At 51.5% G+C, this 26,563-nt stretch carries 16 protein-coding genes; 10 read left to right on the forward strand and 6 right to left on the reverse strand.

What is annotated here, in order from left to right; translation table 11 throughout:
• Positions 1 to 166: 166 nt before the first annotated feature.
• Together FJM74_RS05705 and FJM74_RS05710 are read right to left on the reverse strand one after the other, a co-directional pair.
• Entirely contained in the window at positions 167 to 3,139 is a 2,973-nt protein-coding gene (locus FJM74_RS05705) for an FAD-binding and (Fe-S)-binding domain-containing protein (protein WP_187261606.1), read from the reverse strand.
• Positions 3,140 to 3,481: 342 nt separating this feature from the next.
• Positions 3,482 to 4,684 carry a beta-ketoacyl synthase N-terminal-like domain-containing protein gene (locus FJM74_RS05710; RefSeq protein ID WP_187261607.1) on the reverse strand — a complete coding sequence of 401 codons (1,203 nt, stop codon included), beginning with the start codon at positions 4,682 to 4,684 and terminating at the stop codon, positions 3,482 to 3,484.
• Positions 4,685 to 5,127: 443 nt separating this feature from the next.
• Between FJM74_RS05710 and FJM74_RS05715 the strand changes: the two genes are divergently transcribed.
• Positions 5,128 to 5,289, forward strand: a complete 162-nt coding sequence (locus FJM74_RS05715) for a hypothetical protein (RefSeq protein ID WP_187261608.1) — start codon at positions 5,128 to 5,130, stop codon at positions 5,287 to 5,289.
• Positions 5,290 to 5,300: 11 nt separating this feature from the next.
• Here the strand turns inward: FJM74_RS05715 and FJM74_RS05720 are convergent, their stop codons facing one another.
• Both FJM74_RS05720 and FJM74_RS05725 read right to left on the reverse strand, forming a co-directional pair.
• Positions 5,301 to 5,732 carry a hypothetical protein gene (locus FJM74_RS05720; RefSeq protein ID WP_187261609.1) on the reverse strand — a complete coding sequence of 144 codons (432 nt, stop codon included), beginning with the start codon at positions 5,730 to 5,732 and terminating at the stop codon, positions 5,301 to 5,303.
• A gap of 42 nt (positions 5,733 to 5,774) precedes the next feature.
• Positions 5,775 to 6,089, reverse strand: coding sequence for a hypothetical protein (locus FJM74_RS05725; RefSeq protein ID WP_187261610.1), 315 nt, complete (start codon positions 6,087 to 6,089; stop codon positions 5,775 to 5,777).
• Positions 6,090 to 6,777: 688 nt separating this feature from the next.
• Between FJM74_RS05725 and FJM74_RS05730 the strand changes: the two genes are divergently transcribed.
• The 8 genes from FJM74_RS05730 to FJM74_RS22645 all read left to right on the forward strand — a co-directional run bounded on the left by FJM74_RS05730 (position 6,778) and on the right by FJM74_RS22645 (position 21,649).
• Positions 6,778 to 8,085, forward strand: a complete 1,308-nt coding sequence (locus FJM74_RS05730) for a rhamnogalacturonan acetylesterase (RefSeq protein ID WP_187261611.1) — start codon at positions 6,778 to 6,780, stop codon at positions 8,083 to 8,085.
• Positions 8,086 to 8,563: 478 nt separating this feature from the next.
• On the forward strand, positions 8,564 to 11,938 hold the full coding sequence (locus FJM74_RS05735; RefSeq protein ID WP_187261612.1) for a SusC/RagA family TonB-linked outer membrane protein: 3,375 nt from the start codon (positions 8,564 to 8,566) through the stop codon (positions 11,936 to 11,938).
• Positions 11,939 to 11,965: 27 nt separating this feature from the next.
• Entirely contained in the window at positions 11,966 to 14,140 is a 2,175-nt protein-coding gene (locus FJM74_RS05740; protein WP_187261613.1) for a RagB/SusD family nutrient uptake outer membrane protein, read from the forward strand.
• A gap of 882 nt (positions 14,141 to 15,022) precedes the next feature.
• Positions 15,023 to 15,397, forward strand: a complete 375-nt coding sequence (locus FJM74_RS05745; RefSeq protein WP_187261614.1) for a hypothetical protein — start codon at positions 15,023 to 15,025, stop codon at positions 15,395 to 15,397.
• A 296-nt stretch (positions 15,398 to 15,693) separates the two neighbouring features.
• The gene (locus FJM74_RS05750; RefSeq protein WP_187261615.1) at positions 15,694 to 17,355 is read left to right on the forward strand and encodes an FAD-binding protein; all 1,662 of its coding nucleotides are present in this window, start codon (positions 15,694 to 15,696) and stop codon (positions 17,353 to 17,355) included.
• Between the two features lie 719 nt (positions 17,356 to 18,074).
• Positions 18,075 to 18,920, forward strand: a complete 846-nt coding sequence (locus FJM74_RS05755) for a universal stress protein (RefSeq protein WP_187261616.1) — start codon at positions 18,075 to 18,077, stop codon at positions 18,918 to 18,920.
• A gap of 656 nt (positions 18,921 to 19,576) precedes the next feature.
• Positions 19,577 to 20,455 (forward strand): universal stress protein, encoded by an 879-nt coding sequence (locus FJM74_RS05760; protein ID WP_187261617.1) that lies wholly within the window; start codon positions 19,577 to 19,579, stop codon positions 20,453 to 20,455.
• 15 nt (positions 20,456 to 20,470) lie between these two features.
• Positions 20,471 to 21,649, forward strand: coding sequence for a L,D-transpeptidase family protein (locus tag FJM74_RS22645; protein ID WP_187261618.1), 1,179 nt, complete (start codon positions 20,471 to 20,473; stop codon positions 21,647 to 21,649).
• A gap of 92 nt (positions 21,650 to 21,741) precedes the next feature.
• Here FJM74_RS22645 and FJM74_RS05770 read toward each other — a convergent pair whose 3' ends face one another.
• Complete coding sequence (locus FJM74_RS05770) at positions 21,742 to 22,752, reverse strand: universal stress protein (RefSeq protein WP_187261619.1); 1,011 nt, start codon at positions 22,750 to 22,752, stop codon at positions 21,742 to 21,744.
• A 419-nt stretch (positions 22,753 to 23,171) separates the two neighbouring features.
• Complete coding sequence (locus FJM74_RS05775; RefSeq protein ID WP_187261620.1) at positions 23,172 to 23,645, reverse strand: response regulator; 474 nt, start codon at positions 23,643 to 23,645, stop codon at positions 23,172 to 23,174.
• Between the two features lie 822 nt (positions 23,646 to 24,467).
• Between FJM74_RS05775 and FJM74_RS05780 the strand changes: the two genes are divergently transcribed.
• On the forward strand, positions 24,468 to 26,516 hold the full coding sequence (locus tag FJM74_RS05780; protein WP_187261621.1) for a glycogen debranching protein: 2,049 nt from the start codon (positions 24,468 to 24,470) through the stop codon (positions 26,514 to 26,516).
• Positions 26,517 to 26,563: the final 47 nt, after the last annotated feature.

The raw sequence follows: 26,563 nt of genomic DNA on the forward strand, positions 1-26,563 counted from the left end.
AAATCAAATATTCCTCTTTATTCTTTCAGAAACCTAAAAGAATGCCTTTAGCCTGAGCGGCATGAAAAACCCTTGTAAATTAAAAATCAGTGCTTTAGCCGCAGAATTATCAAAGCTGTGGTTAAAGCACTGATGTTGGTTTTTGATCTAAACGGAAATCTTTGCCTTAAGCTGTTTGCTCCTTCAGGGCCAGCCACAGAATCTCAGCCGGATGGAGCGCCTCGCGGGTGGTGCCGTCTTTGATCTGGTGCCGGCAACTGGTGCCTGCTGCTGCAATTAGCGTGTCGGGCGCCTGTGCCTCTACTGCCGGGAACAGCACCAGGCCGCCTATTTTCATAGAAACATCGAAGTGCTCTTTCTCATACCCAAACGAACCGGCCATGCCACAACAGCCTGACGGAATCTGCTCCACTACATAGTTTTCTGGCAGCGACAGAATTTTATGCGTGGGCACGAGGGCATTAAGCGCTTTCTGGTAGCAGTGGCCGTGCAGCTTGATGAGTTGTGGTTTATCTGTGAACTGGCCAGCAGAAATATGGCCTTTCTCCGCTTCCTGCACCAGAAATTCTTCGAGCAGAAACGAATTCGAGGCCAGGAACTGCGCATCTGGCAACAGCTCCGGCGACACCAGGTCCGGGTACTCATCCCGGAAGGTCAGGATGGCAGATGGTTCTATGCCAATAAGCGGCACACCTGGCTGCACCACCTTCGCAAGCTGCTGCACATTGGCGTTGGCAATTTCTTTGGCTTTTTTTACCAGGCCTTTGGAGAGGTAGGTGCGGCCGCTTTCCAGGTGGTCCGGCATCAACACTTCGTAGCCCAGGGCCGTAAGGAGTTGCACCGTTGTTTTGCCGATCTCCACATCGTTGTAATTGGTAAACTCATCGCAGAACAGGATTACCTGCCGTGCCAGCTGCTGCTCCCTGCCAGATGCTTTCCGCTCTTTGTCCCATTTCTTCTTCCAGCTCCGCAAGGTGGTGTTGCCTACCTTTGGCAAAGAACGATCCGGGGCAAAGCCGATCATTTTCTTCACCAGGTTGCTGGTCACGCTGTTGTTGATCACGTAGTTGTACAGCTGCGGAAACAGCGAAGCGAGCTGCTGCGACTTTGTAAAGTTGCCGATCATCCAGGTGCGGAAAGGCACGCCATTGGCTTCGTAGTAGTGCTGCAGAAACTCGGCTTTCATCTTGGCCACATCCACACTGCTCGGGCACTCACTCTTGCAGGCTTTGCAGCTCAGGCACAGGTCCATCACCTCCTTTATCTCCTCGTGGTCGAAGCGATTTTCTTTAGGGGAGCTGGTAAGGAACTGGCGCAGAATGTTGGCACGGGCGCGGGTGGTATCTTTTTCCTGGCGCGTGGCCATGTAGCTGGGGCACATGGTGCCGCCCGAAATATGAGTCTTGCGGCAGTCGCCGGAGCCGGAGCATTTCTCAGCCAGCCGCAGAATACCTTCCTGCCTCGTAAAATCAAACAGCGTCACTACCGGTATTACCTGCTTGTCGGGTTCGTAGCGCAGCTGCTCGTTCATGGGCGGCGTGTTTACGATCTTGTTGGCATTGAAAATGCTCTTCGGGTCAAAGGCGAGTTTCACCCTTTTCAATAATGTGTACACTTCCTCGCCCAGTACTGTCGAAATAAACTCACCGCGCAGGCGGCCATCGCCGTGCTCGCCGCTCAGGGAGCCGTTGTATTTCTTCACCAGCAGGGCGGTGTCGTGCAGCACTGTCCGGAAGAGCTCTTTGCCTTCAGAAGTTTTCAGGTTAATCATCGGTTCCACGTGCAGTTCACCGGCTCCGGCATGCGCGTAGTACGAAGCATTGAGCTTGTACTTCTCCAGAATCACCTGCAGGTCGGCAATGTAGGCCGGCAGATCCTCCGGCGACACGGCACAGTCTTCTATGAGGTTCACGGGTTGATAATCTCCGGGCAGGTTTCGTATCAATCCTAAGCCAGCTTTCCGGACATCCCAGGCCAGTTTGGTTTGCGCGCCTCTTACGAGTGGGTAGGCATAGCCTAGGCCGGCTTCCTTTAGATCGGTTACCAGGGCGTTGGCCATGGCCGTAATTTCTTTCTGGGTATCGGCCATGAATTCTACCATGAGCAAGGCTGCCGGTTCGCCTTCAATAAAGAAGCGGTTGTACTGGTACACCGGGTGCCCTTTAGTGAATCCGAGAATATAGTCGTCGACCAGTTCCGAGGCCATGGGCTGGTGCTTCAGGGCCACCAGGTTCACCAGCAGGGCCTCCGGCAGGGAACTGCAGTGGATGCAGACCAGGCCTTCCTCTTTCGGAGGCAGCGGCATCAGGTTCAGTTTTGCTTCTGTTACAAAGGCCAGCGTACCCTCGGAGCCAGCCAGCAAATTGCAAAGATTCAGCGCATCGGTACCTGCCGCCACGGCATTGGCTACCAGAATATCAAGGGCGTAGCCTGTGTTGCGACGGGTAAGTGTGGCCTTTGGGTAGTTTTTTTCTATGACCGCTCTGTTGGCATCATTTCTTACTATCTCGCTCACTTCCCGGTAAATGTCGCCTTCTACGGTGGTGAGCTTACATTTGGCGGCTACCTCTTCTGCCGACAGTGGCCTGAACTCCGTTTCGGTGCCATCGCTCAGCAACACTTTTGCCGAGAGCAGGTGTTCACGCGTATCGCCCCACACAATGGAGTGGAGGCCGCAGGAGTTGTTACCAATCATCCCCCCTATCATGGCGCGATTGGCCGTGGAGGTCTCGGGGCCAAACATGAGCCCGTGTGGCCTGAGAAAAGCATTCAGGTCGTCGCGTATAACGCCGGGCTGCACCCGTACCCAGCGCTCCTGCACGTTCACTTCCAGCACCTGGGTCATGTATCTGGAAATATCTACCACCATGCCGTTGCCTACTACCTGGCCTGCCAGCGAAGTACCCGCTGCCCGGGGTATGAGCGACAGCCGGTGCCGGTTGGCGAACTGGATCAGCGCTTCAATATCGGCGGCTGTTTTCGGAATAGCCACGGCCAGCGGCTGCTCCTGGTACACGGAGGCGTCGGTGGCGTAGATCCGTTTCTGCGACTCGTGCAGCGAAGAATTATCGAAGTAAAACTCTCCTTGGAGCTGGGCGGCGATTTCAGCAAAAGCAGAGGGGTGTGGGGCGGAATTCATTTGGCAGATGCTAGCTATTAGATGTAAGACTATTGAGGTGGAAGGTTTAACCAGGGCATTTCATTTATTGCCTGTTTCCTCCCTTTGCACTATCAAAAAGCAATTTATACTTATCCGTTGACAATTCCGTACGGGTAGTTCTTAATCTGAATTATTTGAATGAAAAAGGGCCTCGGGAGGACTCTGCTGCTGCTGCTCTTGTTTAGATTATAGATGTTAGATGCTGGATTTTAGACTTTCTTGTCTAAATCATGAAGGCGACGATTGCCTGATTAAGTGCCTACTTCAGACACTCGCAGGAGCTGCGCACGCTGGGAGGTCATGGCTGCTTCTCTTATGTTTTTACAAACTTCTTCTGAGGAGGAGCGCTGCGGCGTTTCCTCCGAAGCCGGCTGCCGTGATCAGGATTCTGTTGATCTGCCTGGCAACGCCTGTGGTAATGCGGGTGGCATAAGGGAAAGAGAGCACTTCCTGTTGCTGCAGCACGTGCAGGGCATATTCCATGCTCAGGCAGGCCGAAGCACCTAAAGTGTGGCCGGTCAGCCATTTGGTAGAGGCAATGGCAGGCATATTTTCTTCCCCAAAAACACTTAACAGGGCCTGCCACTCTGCTGCGTCTCCGGCTATGGTGCCGGGCGCGTGCATGATGACCAGGTCTATTGGTTCTGTACTGTCAGCTTTCTGCAGTGCATCCTGCATGGCCTTTTTGAAGTTAGCGCCATCTCTGGATATGCCGGTTTTGCTACCGATCGTTTCAAAACCGAAACCCACCGCTTCGATTAGCACTGCGCCGGAGCCGGAAGTTGCCAGGGCAGTGGCGGTGGCTCTCTCCAGGGCAAAAACAGCTGCGCCCTCTCCCAGCACAAACGTGTTCTTCTGCTCGGCGTTGTGCGGGCGGCACGGGAATGGAACCCCGGCTTCTGGTGTGTAAATACCGATGGCTTTCATCTGGGCAATGGTAAACGGGGTAAGAGGCGCTTCGGCTGCTCCTGCCAGAAACCTGGCTGCCATACCGGATTTGAGCCAGGCAAACGCATTCGCGATGGCCTGGATACCGGTGCTGCAGGTTACGGAGTGGCTGAGCGTGGCGCCGGAGCAGCCCAGATCCTGCGCCACCCACGACGACACATTGCCCAGTGTCGTAACCGGCGAGGTATGCGACGGAACTGTGCCGGTCTGCTGAAATTCCTGCACATACTGCTCAAACAGCCCCGTAGCTCCCCTCGAGGAGCCTATGTTGACAGCAATTTCGTTTTCGCTGGCCCAGCCTGCCGCTGCTACAGCCTGCCGGCCGGCCAGGATCGCCATCAGCACAGAGCGGTCAAGCGCCTGATAGGCTTTTTTCTCCTGCGCCAGCATCCGGAGCGCTGCTTCCGTGGCTGATGGCAGGGCGGCAACCGGGGTTGGCATCCCGACGTGGTCCTGCATCTGAAAAGCGGGCTGCCCACGCCTGTAGGCCCCGGCAACTGTTTCGCTGCCATGCCCCATAGACGAGAGGGAGCCATAGCCCCTAATGACGATATATTCTTTCTGAGTCAAATTCATTTTCTGTAAAGAAACTGCAAAACAGCTGCCATAGTTTATCAGACAGCGCTTCGCCTTCACGAACAGAAACAGCTCTCCAGGAGGTTCAGAGCAAATTATTCTAATGAAAAAGCCCCTCCGGAGGCGCTGCCACTGCTGATGGTCTGCCGTGGCCGGGATGCTTTTTCCGGAAACCCGTTCACGGTTCCTGGCACAAAGGTATAGGATGCTCCTTTAGCACAAATACTTCTGCCATAATTTTTTATGGGAGCGGATGTTGAAAGGACTTGCACAGAATAGGAGTAGCCGCTGAGAATATAGCAGCCATCAAAGCAAAAAACTGGTAAAAAAGGGCCTTCATTGTTGTTTTCGGGAGCAGGATAGCCAAAAGATATGAGGTAGAGTTGTTACTTTCATTGTTTCGGGAAGCGCCCACGCATCACGCACATCCGGAACAGAGGGCTGTGGGGAAGTGGCTGCGACCTGGAGCGGGAGCGGCAAAAGAGCGGGGCCAGACAGGCGGCCAGCGGGTGGCACACACCAGGGGCAGCAAGCGGGAGCAGTTCCACAAATACGGCTCGGCCGACGCTGCCTTCAGCGCACACGCGGGCCACTTTACAGTTTAGGGCCGGGCCGATTAATCCTCAGCGGAAATGCCCTCAATCCATTCTGCTGCCTCCCGGTACGATTTGAACTGCCTCACCTCTATTTCTGAGCTTAATTCTGTCTGCACCTCACGGGCCAGTCTTTTAAACTGCTCCATGTTGTGGTTGTGGCAGGTAATGCGTGCAAGCTTTGTTAAGGTAGATTGTGAGGCCAACGGCACCAGCACCCCCAGCACCCAGTTCAGATCCTGAACGGATACATCCTGCAGGTTGGTGGTATCCTGTATCCAGTACAAGACTGCTTCTTTTTGCAGGAAATCGGCAAAGATATAGGCCGCCGCCCGGTACTCTTCGCTGGTGGGCTGGCGTGTCCACTCAGAATACAAAAGTCTTGTCCCTTTGTCCACTACCACATGCAGATAAGGATTTCTATACTCATGTACTCCTTCCAACAAGGTATCCATTTCCATAAAACTCACTCCATCCGGCAAAAAGTCTGCAGTTACTCACTTTTCGTTCTCAAGGGTAAAACCAAGATTCGATTTCAGATGCAAAAAGCATTCGTCCGCATCCCGGTACTTGGCGAGCAGGGCGTCGTATCCGTTCTCAGTTACTCTGATATACATCAGCAGGTCGGGCTCCTTGGTGTTTTGATAATAGTACGAATATTTCTTTAAATGGGGCAATTCGCTGTAGGCAATAAGATTGAAATTTATCTCAAAATATCTCTCCGAAATGCTCTTCTTCCCTTTCTCCAGCACGGAGTAATGGATGTAGCCGTCCTTCAGAAAGGGCCGTAGGTGTTCGCTTATTTTGCTCATGGTCGGTAGCATTTAACTAATCCTAGTTAGTAAAAAAAACAACCCAAAACACATATTTTTTAATAATCAGGCAGATTAATGGCCCTTATCTCTTTAGTGCGTGCTGAAGAACCTGATTCCTGCCTTGTCACCCAGGAGCAAGCAGCTGCAAATCAACAGCTTATAGTCCCGAAAAAAAACCATCAGGCTGCTGCTGCAAAAAACACCGGAGAACAAGGGCGTCAGGCCCCAACTCTCTGCCTGTCTGTCAAGTTTTGCCCCCGTTTATTCTATACTGAAACAGGAAAAAAAAGTACTGCCGGCAGGGGCTTTATTTGCACAGCCTGAAAGTCCGTCCGGACAAACGGCTGCTGCCGGCATACTTCTCCTGCCTCCACAGATTTTCAGTTGCTCCTAGCTAACGGCCGCCAGCTCCTGCCCCCTCGAGAGCGCCCTGCGTCTGCCGCTGGTTTTTCTCCGGAAAGCCATTCCTGAACATCGGGAAGGCAGGACACACCATGATAGGGGTTGTTTTTAGGCCTTCTACCTTTGCGGATATGAAAAGCCCGGCACCCTTTTCGACACATTGCCCAAATTATTCTAATGTAAACTGACCTCAAGAGGCTTTTCTGCTGCTGCTCAGGAAGAGGTTACACTTTGTTGACGCGAGCACTTGCCTTTTTCCGAAGATCTGTACAACGACAGGACCATGATTAAAAGCAATAACTACCTGAAACAGCTGACACTGGCACTATCTTTTCTGACGGGTACGGCCTTTGCCCAGCAAACAGATTTTAAATTTGATTTCGGAAGCGGAAAAACGGCAGGAGGTTACCAGGCTGTGCCGGCAACAGCAGCGTATTCCCCGCAAACCGGCTATGGATTCGACTTTGGCACAAGCGTGACGTCCGTGAACAGAAAAGGGAAAAATAAGCTGACCGGCGATTTCGTAACCAGCGACCAACCCTTTTATTTCTCGGTAAAGGTGCCGGAGGGAAATTATAAAGTAACCCTTACCTTCGGAGACAGGCAGGAAAGTACCTCTACCACCGTAAAGGCCGAATCGCGCCGCCTCATGCTGGAGAACCTGCAGACACAGACGGGCGGGTTTAGAACGGAAACCATCATTGTCCATATCAAAGACCGCGTGATTGACGGCGAACGCCAGGTAAGCCTGAAGCAGCGTGAACTCACCAAACTGGACTGGGATGACAAGCTAACTCTGGAGTTTACCGGTGGCACCGCCCTGAACGCAATCGAGATCAGCAAGGCCGACGACCAGATTACTGTTTTCCTGGCCGGGAACTCCACTGTGGTAAACCAGGAAGAAGAACCCTGGGCCTCGTGGGGGCAAATGATACCGTGTTTCTTTAAACCCGGTGTGGCCATCGCCAACCATGCCGAGTCGGGCCTTTCGCTGGGCAGTTTTATTGGCAGCAAACGCCTCGAAAAAATACTGCGCATTATAAAGCCAGGCGACTATGTTTTTGTGGAGTTCGGCCACAACGATGCGAAAGAGAAAGGACCAAACGACGGGCCCTACAAATCCTACACCGATCGCCTGCACTTCTTCGCCAAAGAAATAAAAGACAAAGGAGCCACGATGGTCCTCCTTACCCCCACTGCCCGCAGGTCTTTTAACCAGGAGGGGGATATGACGAACTCGCACGGCGAGTACCCGGCGGCAGCCCGGAAAGTGGCCGCCGCAGAAAACCTTGCCCTGATAGACCTCACCTCCCTGACCACTACCCTTTACGAAACGCTCGGCATGGAGGGCTCTAAAAATGCCTTTGTCATTTACCCGGAGCTGAACCTGAACGACAACACCCATTTTAACCCTTACGGGGCTTACCAGATTGCCAGGCTGGTGGCGCAGGGCATCAAGGACCAGAAGCTGCCGCTCGCAGCGCTGCTGCATCCTATGCCAAACTACCTGCCAACCCAACCCGATTCCTTCGAAAATTACAATTGGCCGCCCAGTCCTAAAGCCAGTGCAGCTAAACCGGACGGTAATTGAGTCAACAGCCGTTGAATTCCTTTTGACGTTATGGATATACCCCAGGCCGGGGATAATTTAGTTTGCATACCGATACAAACAAACATTAGCATATCAATTCTTTACCTGTGCAGCCGTGGCAAACACGCCATCCTTATGGTTTGAGGCCACTACGCTATCTTTTTATATAGAACAGGCAAACTCCCCACCTATAGCATGACCCTATAAACGGTATGCGACTGTCTTTCTTTTTTACCGGCTGGCAGCCGATTTTCGGAAAATTATGCATCGAAAAAACAGCATAAATAAGCGTATCTGTATATAATACTCAAAAAACACCCTCCCCTGCTTATTTATATAGAAACTGATTTTATTCCCTGTAATCCCTAAACCAGACCGCCATGGGGGCAGGATACCGCAGGACACAAAGCCTTTCTCAAATAAATAAATTTATACTTGGCTTCATTGAGCCAGAATTTTAACCACTAAAACAAATAACATGAAGAAAAACTTACATTATGGTAGGTACGTGTTCTGGGCCATGGCCTCGCTGGGGCTAAGCTCGAATGTAGTGAAGGCTGAGAATGGACAGCCTCTGAACCTGCCTGTTGTTGAATTTTCAGCAACAGCGGGGCGCTTCTCAGAAGTTGCCCTGGTAAAAGATGCTGCGCAGACGATAACCGTATCGGGCCGTGTGGTGGACAACACGGGCGAAGGATTGCCAGGTGTAAGCGTGGTAGTAAAAGGAACAACCATCGGCGCCAACACTGATATCGACGGACGTTACAGCTTAACGGTGCCTAATGGCAATGCTACGCTTGTCTTCTCTTATATCGGTTTTGTATCGCAAGAGGTCGCCCTGAACAATCGGGCTGTGCTTGACGTGACCATGGCAACCGACACCAAAACGCTCGAAGAAGTAGTGGTGGTTGGGTACGGCACGCAGAAGAAAAGCGATTTGACAGGTGCCATCACCAGTGTGTCTTCCGCGGTAATTGAGGAACGGCCGGTGCAGAACGTGCTGCAGGCCCTGCAGGGTAGAGCTGCCGGTGTAAACGTTTCTACAAACGTCCGTCCGGGTGAGACGCCTAGTGTGAGCATACGTGGTAACCGGTCACTTACAGCAGATAATGGGCCGCTTTATGTAGTGGACGGCATCCCGATCGTAGCTGCGCTGGGTGTTACCTCCTTCTCTATAAATGATATACACCCGAACGACATCGCCTCTGTGGAAGTGCTGAAGGATGCCTCGGCCACGGCTATTTACGGATCGCGAGGCGCGAACGGCGTTATCCTGATCACCACCAAAAAGGGTACTGCCGGTAAAGTTTCCGTTAACTATAACCATACTACCTCCCTCGATTCCTATAAGTCGCTAACCGATTGGATGGACGGTGGCCAGTATATCGACCGGTGGCGCGAATCGCTGATGTATGGCCGCAATTACCAGCTAACTACTAACACAGACCGGACGCAGGCGCCTACCATCTGGTATCCGGATCCGTTTATAGACAGGGAGAAAATGAACCTGGGCGTAGACCAGAGATCATTAAATAATGTGTGGGCAGGTTATGAATGGGAAGAATACGGAGTAACCCCTAGAACACGACCTACCACACCGGAAGAACAAGCCATGGGCTGGCCCGCGCAGGTGCCGGTTTACAACTCCCAGAACATCCCAACCTTCGATTGGAGAGATGCCGCAACCCGCACAGGGGTAACCCAGAACCACCAGCTCTCCCTTTCTTCTGGTACCGAAACCTCCAGGGTCTATCTTTCGCTTGGGTATTACGACCAGAAAGGCGTACAGCGCGACCAGGATTTTAAACGTTTCAACGTGAACCTGAATGGCGATATCTCTCCTAAAAAATGGCTTACGCTGGGCACCTCTGTAATGGGTTCTTTTTCGTTGCAGAACTACGGCGTAAACCCACCCAATACGAGCAACACGGGCTCTAAAGACCTTTTCTCAAGAGCCAACGACCAGTTTCCGTTTGCTTTCCCCAGAGACGAGAATGGCGATTTTATCAGGAATACCGGTCCTAACATTAACATCTGGAACCCCCTGGTGGACATAGACCAGACTAAAAACGAAAGACGCTCCTCAGCCATTATGGCCAATATGTTTACGGAGCTGAAGTTTACGCCCTGGCTGAAGTACCGCCTGAACTTTGGTGCGCAGGTGCGCAACTTCAGAAACGGAGCCTGGACAGGTCCTGAAGCTACTAGCCACTTGACTAACCGGCCCAACACTGCCGGCTATAACCGTGAGGAGAACTTTTCGTGGGTAGCGGAGAATCTGCTTTTCGTTGATAAGACCTTTGCCGATATCCATACCATTGGCGTAACCCTGCTCCAGTCTCAGCAAGCCTCCAGAAGAGAAAACATCGGTACTAACGTGTCTAGCACCATTATCCCTTTAAGTTTGTGGTACGACTTGGGCTCTAACACGGTAGGTCGCCCGGATGGCTATGGCACCGGCTTCACCGAAAACACGCTGATGTCATGGATGGGTCGTATAAACTATTCCCTCATGGACAGGTACCTGCTTACAGCTTCCGGCCGTTACGATGGATCATCTGTGCTGGCTCCAGGCAACAAATGGGACTTCTTCCCTTCATTTGCCTTTGCCTGGAAAATGCAAGAAGAAAGCTTTATGGAGAACTTAACCTGGATCTCTGAACTTAAGCCGCGTATCGGCTATGGTGTAACCGGTAACTCTTCTGTGAACCCCTATACCTCCTCCGGTCCTCTAAGCAGAAACCCTTATTCATTTGGTTCCGTGGCTGGTATTGGTTATTTGCCTCAGTTAGTGCAGAACCCCAACCTGAGCTGGGAAAAAACAGCTCAATCTAACATAGGTGTGGATTTTGGTGTACTGAACAACCGTATTACAGGTTCCGTTGAACTATACGAGGCCAGAACCTCAGACCTTATCATGGAGAGATCGCTGCCTGCTGTAACTGGTTATGTTAACAAATTCGAGAACATCGGTAAAACTCGTAACAGAGGTTTGGAACTAACCCTTTCAACAGTAAATATTGAAACAAAAGACTTTACCTGGAGCACTGATATAAACTTCTCCAGAAACAGAGAAGAAATTGTGGAGTTGATAAATGGTAAAGAAGACATGCTGGCAAATACCTGGTTTATCGGGTACCCGGTAAGTGGTGTTTACCGCCATTACGATAATGCTGGCATCTGGCAGAACACCCCGGAAGACCTTGCGGAGATGGCAAAGTTTAATGCTAACCGGCACAATTTCTACCCCGGCTCTATTAAAATTGTGGATCAAAACGGAGACTATAGGATAGACGGTGAAGATTATGTGATCAGGGGTCACAATCGTCCGAAATGGACAGGTGGTTTAAACACTAACTTCCGTTATAAAAATCTGACTTTGCAATCATTTATTTACGCAAGAGTTGGCCAGACTTATTTTGGAGGTTACCCTAACTCTTATGGTGGTGTATTTCCTAATGGCCGGGTTGAAAACGATGTATGGACATTCCAGAACCCTGGGGGGCGCTGGCCAATGCCCTATAACGGAACACTCGCATATGACAACTTTACGCCAGCCATGCAATTCCACAGTGGTTCTTTCGTAACTGTCAGAAATATTTCACTTTCCTATGATTTCCCGCAAACCATGTTGAGCAGGTTCTTCCTGAACAACCTGCAGCTGAACGTGCAGGTGCTGAACCCCTTCATTTTTGGGGGCGATATCGTGCAGATGGGTCTGAACCCGGACGACGATACGAACTGGGGAAGACAATCGCAGGCGAACAGCAACAGCACTTCTCCGCTGGGTGGTACCAACAACAACACCATTCTGCAGCAAAGTGTAGTGTTTGGCTTAAGGGTTGGTTTCTAATTCATGTTTTTAAAAAAGATTCTTCTTATGAAAAAATATATTGCAATACTTCTGCTAGCCACTTCCACCTTATCGTGTAAGGACTTTCTGGAAGAAGAGCAGGTGGCGAACCTGACTCAGAACTATTATAACAACGAGAACGGGCTCGACGCTTTAATAAAAGGCCTCTATGTGTATGCCCGGGTAAAGCATGAGTGGGATGCCAACGGCGCCAGGTTAATTGAGCCTGAAACAGATGCCTACCGCACCGCAAACGTAGGTTGGGCCCGGATGGGGGTAGCCGAATTCGGCTCCGATGTGAGCAACATTGCCGCTAACGTGAACAACTTCCTCGGTGCTTCTAACTCCAACTACGCTCCCATGGGTGCCTACCCGCACATCAACAACTGTAATATTGCCCTCGACATAATCGACAATATTCAGCCTGGCCGGTTCGGCACTGACGAAGCTTACAGAAACACCAGAAAAGCCGAGATCCTGTTTCTGCGCTCCTGGGCTTATTATCTTATTTCGAACCAGCTCGGCGATGTGCCGCTGCTGCTGGAGCCGAAAAGAGAAGATAATGGCATATACTTCTATCCGAAAACCAAACTGGAGGATATATATAAGCAGATAATCTCCGACATGACCTTCGCTTACCAGCACCTGCCAACCACTGCGTCAGAAAGAGGACGTGTAACCAAATGGGCAGCCGGTCATTTTCTGGCGAAGCTATACCTGAACCGTGCCCAGGCTGCCGGCTTCCAGAACAGCTCCGAAGAACATTTGCGGATGCTCTTTAAAGGCAATGTAGCCACCGACCTCGATTCTGTTATCACCGTGGCATCTGAGGTTATATCTGGTACTGGCGGCGCACTTGCCCCTGATTACTGGACATTGTTTAACCCGGCTGTTTCTGAATCAAACCCGCACTCCGAAGTTTTATGGTCGGCGCAGTTCGACGAGAATACAGGGCTCAATGGCCGTTTCGGCGGTAACAGGTCTGTTAACTACCACGTAGGCGACTACACCTTCCAATCGGGGGTAACACGCTCCATGGCATATGGCCGGCCGTTTGGCACGTTTAAACCTACCGACTGGGGCTACGACAATTTCCGCGATAAAGTGAACGACTCGCGCTATTACAAAACCTTTCAGTACGAGTATGTAAGTAACATGCCAACTTTACAGGCAAGCAGTTCATTTGTCTGGGATGCAAAATCTGCGGCTTGGTGGAATGAAAATAAACCTGAAGGGGCTCCAACTGTTTCACACCTTGCCCCACCCCCTTTAAACAAAAGAATATTACCGAATAGCAGAGCTATTATTTATCTGGAGAACCAGAAAGAAGAAGCCCTGGACTCAGCGATGGTGATGAGCATGCCGTTTCAGTTTATGGTGCGCTGGGTTAAGTCAGCTAAAACCGGTCGCCACTACTATCGCCTGTTTATAGATGGCACTGACATGGGCCTTGCCACCAACCGCCAGGCACCTTATCTATCGTCTAAAAAATATGTGGACCCTACAAGAGGTGGCAGCGCCAGCGAAGCGAACTTCAACAGTGAGGCAGGTACCCGCGATGCCATTCTCATGCGCCTGGCAGAAACCTACATGATTAGAGCAGAAGCCTACGGACGTAAAGGGCTGTACAGCATGGCTATTGCCGACATTAACGTGCTGCGCCAGCGTGCGGCCTACAAGGCTGGTGAGAGCCGCCCTGCTGTGCTGGCCGAGTTTGAGCCTCAGCGAACCACCCTCGATCCGGCAGAACTGGTGGCTCCTTACGCTGCCACTACCAACTCTTTCGAGAAAATAATGGTGACAGAAAACCACTTCACACCAGGTACTCTTGAAGCTGAAAGAGAAGATTATATCCCGACCGTGAACACGAAAGAGGATATGTTTATTCACTTTATCTACAACGAGAAAGCCCGTGAGTTTTTGTCAGAAGGCATCGCCTGGGAAGATCAGCACAATGCCGGCATTCTGTATGAGCGCCTGGTGTACCTCAACCAGATGGCATCTGACAGAATGGGTCTGTGGCCTACCGCATTTAACACCGCCAGCGGCAACGGCCAGGACGGCAACGGCAAAGGCCTGGTGCAGAAGCACTATACCTTCCGTGTGTGGCCAAACGCCTACCTGGTGCAGCTTACTGACGAGAACGGCAATGCGCTGGATGCTGCAGCAAGAGCCGCCTATCAGAACCCCGGATATAATTAAGACGGTTAAGAAATTTGATTTTTAGCCAATTATTAAAAGAGGCTGCTCCTTAGAGCAGCCTCTTTTTTTTTGTTCAAGATGGCTATGCCGGAGCAACGGCCGGAGCAGCAGAGGCTCCGGAAGGGCTTTTTCATTAGAATAATTGAAGTGCATACCATATTATGGGATTTGGTTTATAAGTCAAAACGGTAAAACCACTATCACTGCCGCGAGCTTGTAGCTCGCGGATTTAATTGGAACGAGTTTCCACCTCGTGAACAGCACTCTTATCGCGTGTAGGCTTACCGCACAGGCTGGAAGCTCGCGGCAGTGTACTTTTGGATGATTATAGAGCCCCATGATATGTAGTACACGTCAATTATTTTGAAATATAGCTTCTTCAACCCTCTAATTTCAAATCAACAAACAACCTATTGTCTAAAACGAATGTATATTCTCATATCAATACTTTTTTGAATTAAAATACTTCGCAAACTATATAATTGCCTCACGTACACAGATCAGATGTAGTGTTCCTGTTGCTTTATTGGTCAGATATTTTAGCCGACCGGCACCAGGTGGAACATCCCGATCGCTATCGGGGGCATAAGATGTCAGACTTTAATTTCTTGCATAAAGTGGTTTATGCAAAAATCTTATTGAATTAGGCACTTGTTTAATAAGATTCAAATAGCTATAAATCAAATATTTAACATAAAATCTCAGAGCCAGTGTTAAACCAATATACACATTGAGGGTGGTCCTCAAAACCAGTAGTTTGGTAATTTTTTAAAGAAGGCACTATTGGCTATTAACTAAGTGCCTAATTCAAAAATCTTATTAAGAGGAAAACGCCTTTTATTTTAACCCCGCATGCAGACTTCGTACCGCCACCCCTGCCCCATGAAACAGAAAAAGAACGCCTCAACACCTCCTTTCAGGCTCTGGACGCTAAGTCTGCTGACACTCTTCCTGCTGGCCTCCTGTACTGTCAGCGACACAGTGGTTTCGCGGCACACCTCTGATCAGCCCGCCCGTGCCAAACATCTTTCGCATATCGGCCCAACCCACTGGTCGTATTTCTGGGGTATGCTGAAAGTGGAGGATTGGACTGCAGGCTGCCAAAGCGGCAGCGATATGACCCGGGTAAGGGTAAGGACCAACCCGCTCTTCATCACCGTCTCGTTCCTGAGCCTCGGCCTGGTGGTACCCCAGCGCCTGGAATGGGACTGCGCACCACCAGCCAGAGGAACCGGCACAATCGGAACGGATGAATGAGTGCGTCTGCTCGATTTGGAGATTCGGAAATTTGAAAATGGAAATACCAGCATAGGATAGAAAAACGATCAATTTGCCACTCCTAAGTTACATTTCCTCACGTAAACAAAATCCTGCTAATCCTTCAAATCCTTGGAGAAGGGCCTCTATAGAAAGATTCAGACAAAAAGCCAAAATACAGTACCTGCCTTCCTGAAAGAGCAGCAGCAGCAAAGCCTCCGGAGGGGCTATTTCATTAGAATAATTAAAAAGCACAGCCGGTTAACCCATTGTGCAACACCTATAACAGCCTCTTTATGCCACAGCTACCGCAAGGGATAGAGCCTTTTTATCCGGAAGATCCTTGGGAAAACGCGCATCAGAATTTCAAGCACCGTTTCCAGCCTGGCACGTCTTACACGCTGCGGGTTTCTTCCAAGGAGTCGAGGTTAGAAGACTATAACGCCACCACCGCCAACATGCAGTGGCTGATCCGGAACGCCATCCAAACACGCACGCCGCTGCGGGCGATGGGTAACAACTGGTCTTTCTCGCCGGTAGCCATGTGCAACGGGGGCATGCTCAATACCAGGCCGCTGAACCTTCGGTTTAACCTGGGCAACTCTTCTCTTTCGGATGCCTATAAGCAAAGCGGCAAAACCAAGGAGGAGCTCATTTTTGTGCAGTGTGGCATGAGTATTCTGGAGCTGAACGAACTGCTCGAGACACAGTACCGGCGCAGCATTATCGCCTCCGGGGGCAGCAACGGGCAGTCGGTGGCAGGCGCCACGGCAACAGGCACCCACGGTGGGGCACTTTATACAGGCGCCGTGCACGATGCCATTGTGGGGCTGCACCTGGTAACCGGACCCAACCGGCATGTGTGGCTGGAACGGGCCTCTGCTCCTGTGGTTTCTGATGAGTTTGTGCGGGCACTGGGAGCCGAAGCCCTCCGTGATGATGATCTTTTTAATGCGGCCGTGATGTCTTTTGGCAGCTTCGGCATTATACACGGCGTGCTGCTGCAGGTAGAGCCCCTGTTTCTGCTGCAGGAATACCGCTTCGACCACGTGCCTTATACGCCTGAGCTTAAACACGCCATAGCGCAGCTGGATATGGAGGCGCTCCGCACCATACTGAACCAACTGGCAGATGCCGGGGGCGAGCCGGGGCAGCAACGGGTAAGAATGCCCGCCCAGAGCGAAAACAACAAGCTCTACCACCTGGAGATCGCCCTGAACCAGCACAACTTTGAGCCAGACAGCAAAGAGAAAGGTATTTACATCCGCACATTTTACAAGATCCCCTGCCCCCCTGCCTACAAGCCTGTGCACAACCGAATCGATAGCGGAAGAACCTTTAGCCCGGACCTGAACGGCATTATTTCGCAGCTCCTCGATGCACTGGGCCCAACCCTGAACATGCTCACCATCAAACCGCTGGTAAACGCCCTGTTCCAAAGCACCCTCCGTTCAGCGCAGCCACAGCCCATGACCATCGGCGAAACCTTTCGGCACACCCGGTTTAAGGGGCAGATTGCCAGTGCCGCAATGGCAGTGGCGACAACAGATGTGTTCAAAGTTATGGAGGTGATCCTGGAGCTGAACAAACGGCAGCCATTTGCCGGAGGCATTGCGCTGCGCTTCGTGAAAGGCACCCCTGCCCTGCTGGGCTTTACCAGATTCCCGAACTCCTGCGTGCTGGAGATGGACGGCGTGGATGCCACCATAACCCGTAAGTTCTTTTCAGATGTATGGCATCGGCTGGAGGCACTCCAAATACCTTATACGTTACACTGGGGCAAGCTCAACTTTATACTGAACGAGCAGCGGGTGCGGCAGATGTACGGCAATGAAAACGTAGACATATGGCTGCGAAGCCGGGCTGCCCTGCTCGATGAGCCCTCCCGCAACGTCTTTACCAACGATTTCATGATCCAGTGCGGCCTCGATAAGACCATTCCTCCCCCATACATGTAAGCGCTGTTTCTACTCTGCTGCCAACGATCAGGAAAAGGTACTGTGCAGCAGCAGCAGAAAGGTAGTCTGAAGGCTTGTTTCAATTGGAATAATTGGATTGTTAGCTGTTATATTTTTTAGGGTTGGGGCAGAAATCTGACAGTCAGACCACGGCAAAGTTCAGGTATTTAAGGATGGGTTGAAAATGACCTCACAGCCTGCACACCTGCCCAAAGCACATCGGAAGCTCCTGCAAATGTCTGTGGCAGCAGCAGCAGCAGAGGCGTTAATGGCCTCTGGAGGACCATATTCATTTAAATAATTTGATCTTCACACGGCCTGCTTAACTCAGTTATAGACATTGACAGAAAATATCGGAATGCGGCATTCGATCTGTTCTCATTTTGAAAAATTTTTGTGTCTTGTGTCCTGCAGCAGATGACATCCCAAGTTCGGTTTCATTGAAGTTGAGTCGACGTTTATAAATTGCAGGTTATCTCTTGTAGCGTCAGCCCAGCCGGATGATACCTCTCCCCCTGCTGCTTCCTGCCATATACCGAAACCTTAACCACAATTAAGTACACGTGTCAAACGAGAAACATTTCCCTGAGATAAAGAAGCCGGAGTTCCCGTTTTAAGTGATTAAAATCAACAGGGCATGTGAGGGAAATCATCCCGGATGGCCGCCGGGTAAGGTATCTTTATTTAATTCATAAAATGATCTATTAAGCCTTTCAGCCATGGTAACTTTCCTCTGCGTCACCGATTTTTCAGCATCGTCTGAAAACGCCATAAAATATGCAAGTGAGCTGGCTCAGTTTTTCCAGTCACGCATTATTCTTTTCCATTCTGTATCGGCTTCGGCCACGGCACATGCCCTGGAGTACAGCTCTGCACATGACCGCCTTACAGACGAACTGGAAGAAAGAATGGAGTACGTCAATAAGCTGGAGACCCTGAAAATGCGGCTGGAATGCGACAACACCTCCGGTAACATTAGCTACGAAACTTACCTGAAGCATGGCGCGGAACAAGACACCCTGCCAGCCCTGATCGAGGAGGAGCGGGTAGATGTCGTGATAACCGGCCGGGAGGATGCCAGCAGCCTGCCGGAGGTAGCAGCAGGGGCCGTCACTGCCGGCATTATGGCCAGCACCTGCTGTCCGGTGCTCGTTATTCCGCAGGCCGCAGCCTTTAAGCCAGTCTGGAAAATAGTTTTCGCCTCCGACCTGAAGAACGCGCCTTTTACCGGTATGGAATTCCTGCTTAAAATAGCGACGCTGTTTAAAGCCGAGATCATGCTGCTGCATATGCTTACATCCGAAACAGAAGCCCATAAAGAGCTTTTGCTGGAAGAGCTGACCAGATATTATCAGAGTTTCCCTTACAGCAACATTTCGCTTCACATCGAAAACAACTCTGTGGAGGCTGGCATAAGCGAGTTTTCACGCCATCATAAAGCAGACATGCTGGTAGTAGGGTATCACCCCCGGGAAAGATGGAAACGCCTGCTGCCAAAAGATCAAGCAGCAGAGCCCTTTTACCATAACGGCCTGCCCCTGCTCATCATGCACTGCACCCTGTAGGCTCCCCACCAAAGAGCTTTCCGGGCTCCTGGCTGTATCCAGGCAAGGAGCCCGGAAAACTCTTTCATTCAACCTGCCGCTTCTAACGGCAGGTGTGCCTTTGCCGTATTTGCCTTCACCAGAGGCCCCTGCTTTGGCACCCCAGAAAGAGACGCTGTGCCGCCAGAGAGGTAACATGCCCTGACTCCCTAATATGCTTGCCATTGGTTCGGGAAGCATTCGGGCAGCGCTGTTTCCGGCTGTGAACCCCGGTTTGCGCATAGCCGGCCTCGTTTTTGCGCATTTCCTGGCCGGTAGCTGGCTCGGGTATATTTTTAGCAGCAGTCATGTGCGCGAAGGGATAGAAGTTCGTATACCTAAAGATCAAGTGTGTACGCTCCCGCCCCAGTAATTAAAGCTATGACGATGACTCCGACAACACTGTTCACCCTCAGGGAAGGAAGCTGCAACTCCTTTGTACAACATTTCAGACTCACTGCCAGCGTTGATACGGACACTGAAGATGCCAATTTGTATAAAAGCCTCCTGACGCTCCGCAAAAAAGAAGCTATGGCGGAAAAACAGAAAAGCTATTTCCATCGCCTGAAAATAGAGACTGCCTGCCACTGCCACACTGCCTGCACCAGCGCCATGCATTTCATTAACTGTAACCTATCATGAAAAAGATACTCGTCCCCATCGATTTTTCTGCCAATGCCAGCAACGCTTTACAATATGCCGCCAGCCTGGCAACGCAAACCGGCAGCAGCCTCACGTTGGTGCACGTAATGCCCGTGCAGGTAGCTGGTGTTACAGAGGCGCCCCTTGTTGTTACCCCCGACGCCGAAGCAGAGGCGCTTTACACTGCCAGGCTCCATGAGGTAGCCAGACAGCTGGAAGAAGAGCACCGCCATACCTTCAAAGTAAACGCAGTATGCACCACCGGCTTATTTCTGGACAAACTCATCCGCCTCATTCGAACCGAGAAAATTGACCTGGTCGTGATGGGCACCGCCGGAGCCAGCACCTTTCTCGACAAGCTTCTGGGCACCAATACCCTGAGCCTCATCAGAAACGCCCCATGCCCTGTGCTGGCTATCCCGGCCCAGGTGCAGTATACAGGGGTGCGAAGGGTTGCCTATGCCTCCGACCTTAGTGCCAACGACATGGTGTTCCTGAAACAGCTCCACGCTTTTGCCCTGCCATTTAAACCGGAAATAAGCATAGTGCACGTTAAAGCCAAACCTCACCTTAAGTCAAAAACAGACCAGCGTGCCTTACAGACCCTGGCAAACCATTTTCCTGAATGGCCCTATACCCAGGTAGAAGTGAAAGAAGGTGATATTTCGGCGGGCATACTGACCTTTGCACAGGAGCACAACATCGATATACTGGCCCTGGCCCTGCACGAGAGAAGCCTGCTGGAGGAGCTTTTCCATACGAGTGTCTCCAGAAAACTAGCCCTCAAATGCCCTGTTCCGCTGCTTACCTTACCAGAGCAGGACAGAAAGAAAGAGAGCTCCGGAGAACCACAGGCCGAAATACTGGCCTTCTAATACACTACCAAAGCCATGAAAGCCTGTTTAGGATATGTGATCGGTCTGCTGTTTGTTGCCATTACAGCCTGTGCAGGCATGCCACCAGCCTATCCGGGAGGTGCAGATAATCAGTATGCCAGATTGCAGGAGCAACTGCAGTTATACAAGCAAATGGACGCGCTGGACCAGTGGCATAAATTGCCTGATGGCACCTGCCTGCAGGTATGCGACTCAGGAGCCCTGGTGCCGGCCCTGCGCCACAACCTGCTCCTAACCCGCGACCTGAATAAACCTGCTGATTCAACAAGTCTGCTATTTGATGAAGAACTGAAAGAGGCTGTGCGGAAATTTCAGCAACGCCATGGCTTACTGGTGGATGGTATTGTTGGTCAGCAAACCCTTGAGGCCCTGGCAGTACCCCCCGCTGCACGGGTGCAGCAAATAGAACTGAACATGGAGAGGTGGCGGCTATTTTATGAGGCCTCCGCCGGCCCCACCGTGTTTGTGAATATCCCGGAATACGCCTTGTACTTAATAGATGAGAACTGGCAGACCGTGTGGCAAACCCGTGTGGTGGTAGGGCTGGCAGGCCGGAGTTACCAGACGGTTCAAATGGAGGATACCATCACCTACCTGGTTTTTAACCCCACCTGGACGGTTCCGCAGAGCATCATCAGGCGGGAAATAATACCCATCCTGGCAAAAGACACTGGTTATCTGGCCCGGAACCACATGAAAGCGTATCGCATCAGCGGCTCCAGGAGAACAGGCATTTCGGCTGGCTCCCTCGACTGGGCAACGGCAGATCCGGACCAGGACAATTTCATAGTGGTGCAGGAGGCCGGGCCCTGGAACGCGCTTGGCAAGGTAAAGTTCATGTTTCCTAACCGGTTTTCGATCTACCTGCACGACACGCCAGCCAAAGCACTCTTTAACCAGCTGAACAGGGCCTACAGCCATGGCTGTGTAAGAGTGCAGAACCCTGAAAAACTGGCAGCTTACTTGTTAAGCACAGATTGGGAAAATCTCCCGGACATCAGCCCCTATCTTAACAGCAACACACCCGAAAGAGTGGTTTCTCTGCCACAGCCCGTCCCGATCAGGATTGGCTACATGACGAGTTGGGTGGATGACGCTGGATTACTGCAGTTCCGGAAAGACGTATATCATCGTGACACGGCCCTGCCACTTCCTGTACCGGATATTTTTTAGCGATCTACAAGCGTGCCAAGAAGGTTAGAGGACAGCGGCGGCGGCTCACTCCTCTTGCTATGGGCAGGTTTGGAGCGCCCATCTTTTTTTACTCAGCGTTTCTGGTTATCCGTATCCTCCAGTTCCTGCTCAGCATGGTCATGCCAGCGGGTATTTGAGGAGGGCAGCGTGAGCAGTGGCACAGCACTGTTGGCTGCCATCTGCGCCGTTACGCTCTTTCTCAACAGCCTCTCCAGGAAGGTGTGCTTCTGAGGGCTAAGAATCAGCAAGCTGGGCTGGCGTTCCTGCAAAAATTCCTGTATGCCCGCTACCACCTCCGTGCGTTGCCGCAGCACCACTTTATAGTCCAGGTCATGCAGCTGCTCGTCGAGTACCTGCAGCGTGCGCTCCACATTTTTGTACTCGGCCTGCACATCTGGCTGCCGGTGCAGGTGCAGCATTTCCAGCCGTGGCCGGAACGTTTTCATGAAGTTGCGGAGCAGGCGCAGCAGCAGCAAATCTGGTTGCCTGCTCAGGTCTGAGGCAAACACCGCCGACCGCAGCCCCCTGAAGGTGGCCTTCAGCGGCACTCCCAGCACCGGCACCCGGCTGTTGCGCATCACCGATACGGTGGTGCTGCCAACCAGCGCTTTGCCCAGGGTGCCGCCCCCCTGCATACCCATCACCACCAGGTCGGCCTCTGAGCTTTCTTCCATAAGCATGATCTGCTCATACACCGTTCCCAGCTTTGCCACGCAGGCAACCGGGGTCGCGTAACGCTCCCGTGAGGCCTGTGCCGCCACAATAGTATGAAACACCTGCTCGGTATAGCCCGGCACCTGGTTCTCAGCAGCCCCCCTGGCGGCACACCTGAAATCAAAAACGAAGTCCTGTGGCAAACTTGCTTTACAGTCCTGCACATACTGCTCCAATTCAAGCGACTTCTCTTTCTCCAAGCTCTCTATAAAAGAAGGCACTTCATAGATGGCAGGTGGCGATGCTGCAGGATAAAAAGCATGAAAAACAATTACCCTGAATTTCGCTTTCTGCGCTAATTCCAGCGCAAAGAGCAGGGCGTTCTTAGAATCAGGGGAATAGTCTATTGGTATGAGAACAGTTTTCATGACAGCGGGATTTAAAATGAAAAGAGAAGACCGACCGTAATTTTGCAAACCGGCCTGCAGTTTAAAGGTAGCGTACCTGCTGCGCAAAAGCGATGAGAAGCGTCAGGACAGAACAAGACCTTTGTCAGCTTTTCGGGCTCAGGCTGTTGCTCCTGCTTCATGCCTATTCCAGCGCAGGCCTGGGCTGGCACCAACTGTCGTGCAAATTCGTTGCTCTTGTCGTGTAGGGAAAAGCAGCCTGAAGCCGCACCAGCGCCATCAAGAGGAAACTAAATCATTTATTTTTCCTTTCAAGGTAAGGTCCGGGAGGGCAAAAAAGGGAGAGTGGAAATAAACAGTGTCAACTGCTGCTGACCGCACAACTTAGGATTATTCTAATGAAAACAGGCCTCCGGAGCTTTCTGCCGCCGCCAGTGGCCCTACTCCTGGAGGAGCAGTTTGCAGGAGTTCGTGTCGGGCAGCAGCACTGTTCTGAACCAGTAGGCACAAAGGCTTTTCATGATCTTTACCAGCCCTGTGTAAGAGGTAGGTTTCACAATAAAGGAGTTGGCACCGAGGGCATAAATAGCGCGTACTTCCTGTTCTGCCACACACGTGGTGAGCACTACAACCGGAATGCCACGCAGGTGCTCAGCTGCTTTTATTTCTGTTAGCGCTTCTTTACCGTCTTTGCGGGGCATGTTCAGGTCCAGCAGAATAAGCTGGGGAGATGGGTACTTCTCCTGGTCAGAGAACTTGCCGGTGTGTTGCAGGTAATGCAGCAACTCTTCGCCATCGTTCACAAACCGGATATGGCCGGGTCCGTTCGCTTCTTCAAAGGCCTCCTTTACCAGCATTCTGTCTTCTGCATCATCATCTGCTACAAGGATAAAAGGAATTCTGATTTCGCTCATGGTAACTCTGCAAAATTGGCAGGCAGTTTAAACTATGTACTTTTAAGGGAGCACCTTAGCCTCGGCACGGCTCCCGGACAAACAGTTTCTGAGTGCTTGCAGCAAAACCAATACAGTGCCTGCCATTCTTCGTTCAGGCTCATTGCAAGCTTCAATAGTTCAGAAAGTGGGCAGGTGGCGCAGTTATTTATCTTTTGAAGCCACCTTGTCCTTCAGTTTCAGGTTTACCCCCGGACCCAGGATAAAACCCTGAAAACAAAGATACAATGACTGCCTTTTGGCAGCAATCTGATACCGAAGTTAGTGCATTCTGACGACAAATGCTACGTCTGTCTGCGTTTTTATAAAACTTGCATTATTGTAACTCCGGCTCTCCAGGCCTTATTTATGTGCGTTGCTGGCCGCTAGCACTAAAACCAGCCTGCTCCTGCCGATGCCCTGTAGCAGCAGGAGCAGCAGAGTGCCTGACAGGGGGCTTTTTTATTAGAATAATTTAGTTTAATGCGCTAATGATTTAATGTGGACATTTTTCAGTTTGGAAATTTGATGATGAGAAGATTTGATACTGAACGACCTGAGCAGGCTATCTCACAAATCCCATTCTCTGGCTTGAGGCACCGGGCGAAGGGCTCTCTATTCACAGGTTTCCGGAGGCGCAGGAAGCCCTGTTGTCTTATCCTCACTTAAGCATATAAAGATTTGGCTGACAGGCACCTGCATTTGCCTTTCCGAAGCACCAGCATCACGGTTTTTTTCTTATCTTGTTTCAGTACATCAGGCACTTCTCCAGGCCAAATAACCTTTCACACCAACCTTACGCACATGGGAGCATGGCATTCTAAAGAAGGTTCACCTTACCCGATGGGAGTTTCGTTTGTTCCCGACGAAGATGCCTACAATTTCACCCTGTACTCCAAAAATGCCTCGCACGTAGAGCTGCTGCTCTTTCTGGATGAGTCCTACGAAAAGCCTGTTGTCACCGTCAGCTTCGATCCGTTTGTGCACAAGTCGCAGCGGGTGTGGCATTGCCGCCTTAAGCGCCCGGAACTTGGCGGGGCCAGGTACTATGCTTTCCGGGTGCACCACAATGACGACGCCCTAACCGGCATTTGCCGGTCGGATCACGAAAAGCTACTGCTCGACCCTTTTGCCAGGGGCGTGTTCTTTCCGCCCGATTTTAGCAGAACGGCCGGATGCCGCCCTGGGTCCAACCTGGGAAAAGCGCCCCTGGGGTACATTTTCTCTGAACAGGCAGACTTCGACTGGCAAGGCGACCAGCCCTGCCCCCATGAATATGACCTTATCATTTACGAAATGCATGTCCGCGGCTTTACCCGGCATCCCAACGCTGGCATCAGCAAAGATAAACAGGGCACTTTTGCCGGCATCACAGAAAAAATACCTTACCTGCAAGAGTTGGGGATTACGGCTGTAGAGCTCATGCCGGTGCATCAGTTCGATCCGCATGCCGGCGATTACTGGGGCTACATGCCGCTTAACTTCTTCTCTCCCCATACTGGCTACACCACCAGTAAAACTCCCCCAAAGGCTATTTCTGAGTTTAAGGAGATGGTGCGCGAGTTGCATAAGGCAGGCATAGAGGTTATTCTGGACGTAGTGTTTAACCACACCACCGAAGAAGGCTTAACAGGACCTACCTACCACCTGAAAGGGATAGACCCCTCCACCTACTACCTGGTACAGAACGACCCTGCCGACCCCTACCTCAACTACAGCGGCACCGGCAACACCCTGCGCACCGATCATCCGGCCGTGCAGCACATGATCATGGAAAGCCTTCGTTACTGGGTAAAGGAAATGCATGTAGACGGTTTCCGGTTCGATCTGGCTTCTGTCTTTACCCGCCGGTCTGACGGAACGGTAGGAGAAGCACCTATTTTCTCCGACATTGCCACAGACCAGGATCTGGCCCATGTCAGGCTGATAGCCGAACCCTGGGATGCGCAGGGGCTGTACCAGTTAGGGCGCAGCTTTCCTGGCAGCACCTGGCAACAGTGGAACGCGGGCTACCGCGATGATGTGCGCCGGTTTGTGCGTGGCGACGGCGGCATGGTGGGTGCCCTGATGCAGGCCCTCTATGGAAGCGACAATCACTTTCCTGATGACCTGCTCCACGCCTTTCACCCTTATCAGAGCATTAACTACATTACCTCCCACGATGGCTTTACGCTGTATGACCTGGTAGCCTACAACCAGAAAAACAATGCCGCCAACGGGCACCATAACCTGGATGGCATGGCAGAGAACTTTAGCTGGAACTGTGGTTGGGAAGGCGATGAACATGTGCCGGAGGAGGTGCTGAAACTGCGCGCACAACAGGCCAAAAACCTGTTTCTGCTGCTGATGCTGTCTAACGGAACCCCTATGTTTGTGGCGGGCGATGAATTTCTGCAGACACAGGGCGGCAACAATAACCCCTATAACCAGGACAACCAGACCACCTGGCTCGACTGGAGCCGCCTGGAAAGTAGGGGCGAGCACTTTGCCTTTGTCAAAAAAGCCATCGCCTTTCGTAAACAGCACCCGAGCCTGGGCCGGAGCCGCTTCTGGCGCGACGACATAAAATGGCATGGTGCTGGCGGAGCCGTGGATTTTGCCCCATCAGCACGCCAGCTGGCCTACTTCCTTTCCGGAAAATCGCAGGAGGACGATGACTTGTATGTGATGATAAACGCGCACTGGGAGGGCCGGAACTTTGAGTTGATGGAGCCGGGCCCCTGGATCAGGATAGCAGACACAAGCCTGCCGCCGCCCCAGGATTTCCAGGAGGAGTCGCAGGAACAGGTATCCCTCCCCTATTATGCCGTAGCGCCCCGCGCAGTGGTGGTGTTTATCAGAAAGCCTGGCTGAAGCCTCACCCACTTATAAACCAGAAATCAGAACCTAAAAAAGATTCC

Origin of the sequence: Pontibacter beigongshangensis, assembly GCF_014332515.1 — a bacterium.
Lineage (GTDB): Bacteria > Bacteroidota > Bacteroidia > Cytophagales > Hymenobacteraceae > Pontibacter > Pontibacter beigongshangensis.

Excerpts from the sequence above, each read along its gene's own strand:
- FJM74_RS05780 (WP_187261621.1), top strand. The coding sequence starts at position 24,468 with ATGGGAGCATGGCATTCTAAAGAAGGTTCACCTTACCCGATGGGAGTT.
- FJM74_RS05735 (WP_187261612.1), top strand. The coding sequence starts at position 8,564 with ATGAAGAAAAACTTACATTATGGTAGGTACGTGTTCTGGGCCATGGCC.
- FJM74_RS05720 (WP_187261609.1), bottom strand. The coding sequence starts at position 5,732 with ATGGATACCTTGTTGGAAGGAGTACATGAGTATAGAAATCCTTATCTG.
- FJM74_RS22645 (WP_187261618.1), top strand. The coding sequence starts at position 20,471 with ATGAAAGCCTGTTTAGGATATGTGATCGGTCTGCTGTTTGTTGCCATT.
- FJM74_RS05770 (WP_187261619.1), bottom strand. The coding sequence starts at position 22,752 with ATGAAAACTGTTCTCATACCAATAGACTATTCCCCTGATTCTAAGAAC.
- FJM74_RS05705 (WP_187261606.1), bottom strand. The coding sequence starts at position 3,139 with ATGAATTCCGCCCCACACCCCTCTGCTTTTGCTGAAATCGCCGCCCAG.
- FJM74_RS05725 (WP_187261610.1), bottom strand. The coding sequence starts at position 6,089 with ATGAGCAAAATAAGCGAACACCTACGGCCCTTTCTGAAGGACGGCTAC.
- FJM74_RS05730 (WP_187261611.1), top strand. The coding sequence starts at position 6,778 with ATGATTAAAAGCAATAACTACCTGAAACAGCTGACACTGGCACTATCT.
- FJM74_RS05710 (WP_187261607.1), bottom strand. The coding sequence starts at position 4,684 with ATGAATTTGACTCAGAAAGAATATATCGTCATTAGGGGCTATGGCTCC.
- FJM74_RS05775 (WP_187261620.1), bottom strand. The coding sequence starts at position 23,645 with ATGAGCGAAATCAGAATTCCTTTTATCCTTGTAGCAGATGATGATGCA.
- FJM74_RS05740 (WP_187261613.1), top strand. The coding sequence starts at position 11,966 with ATGAAAAAATATATTGCAATACTTCTGCTAGCCACTTCCACCTTATCG.
- FJM74_RS05745 (WP_187261614.1), top strand. The coding sequence starts at position 15,023 with ATGAAACAGAAAAAGAACGCCTCAACACCTCCTTTCAGGCTCTGGACG.
- FJM74_RS05755 (WP_187261616.1), top strand. The coding sequence starts at position 18,075 with ATGGTAACTTTCCTCTGCGTCACCGATTTTTCAGCATCGTCTGAAAAC.
- FJM74_RS05760 (WP_187261617.1), top strand. The coding sequence starts at position 19,577 with ATGAAAAAGATACTCGTCCCCATCGATTTTTCTGCCAATGCCAGCAAC.
- FJM74_RS05750 (WP_187261615.1), top strand. The coding sequence starts at position 15,694 with ATGCCACAGCTACCGCAAGGGATAGAGCCTTTTTATCCGGAAGATCCT.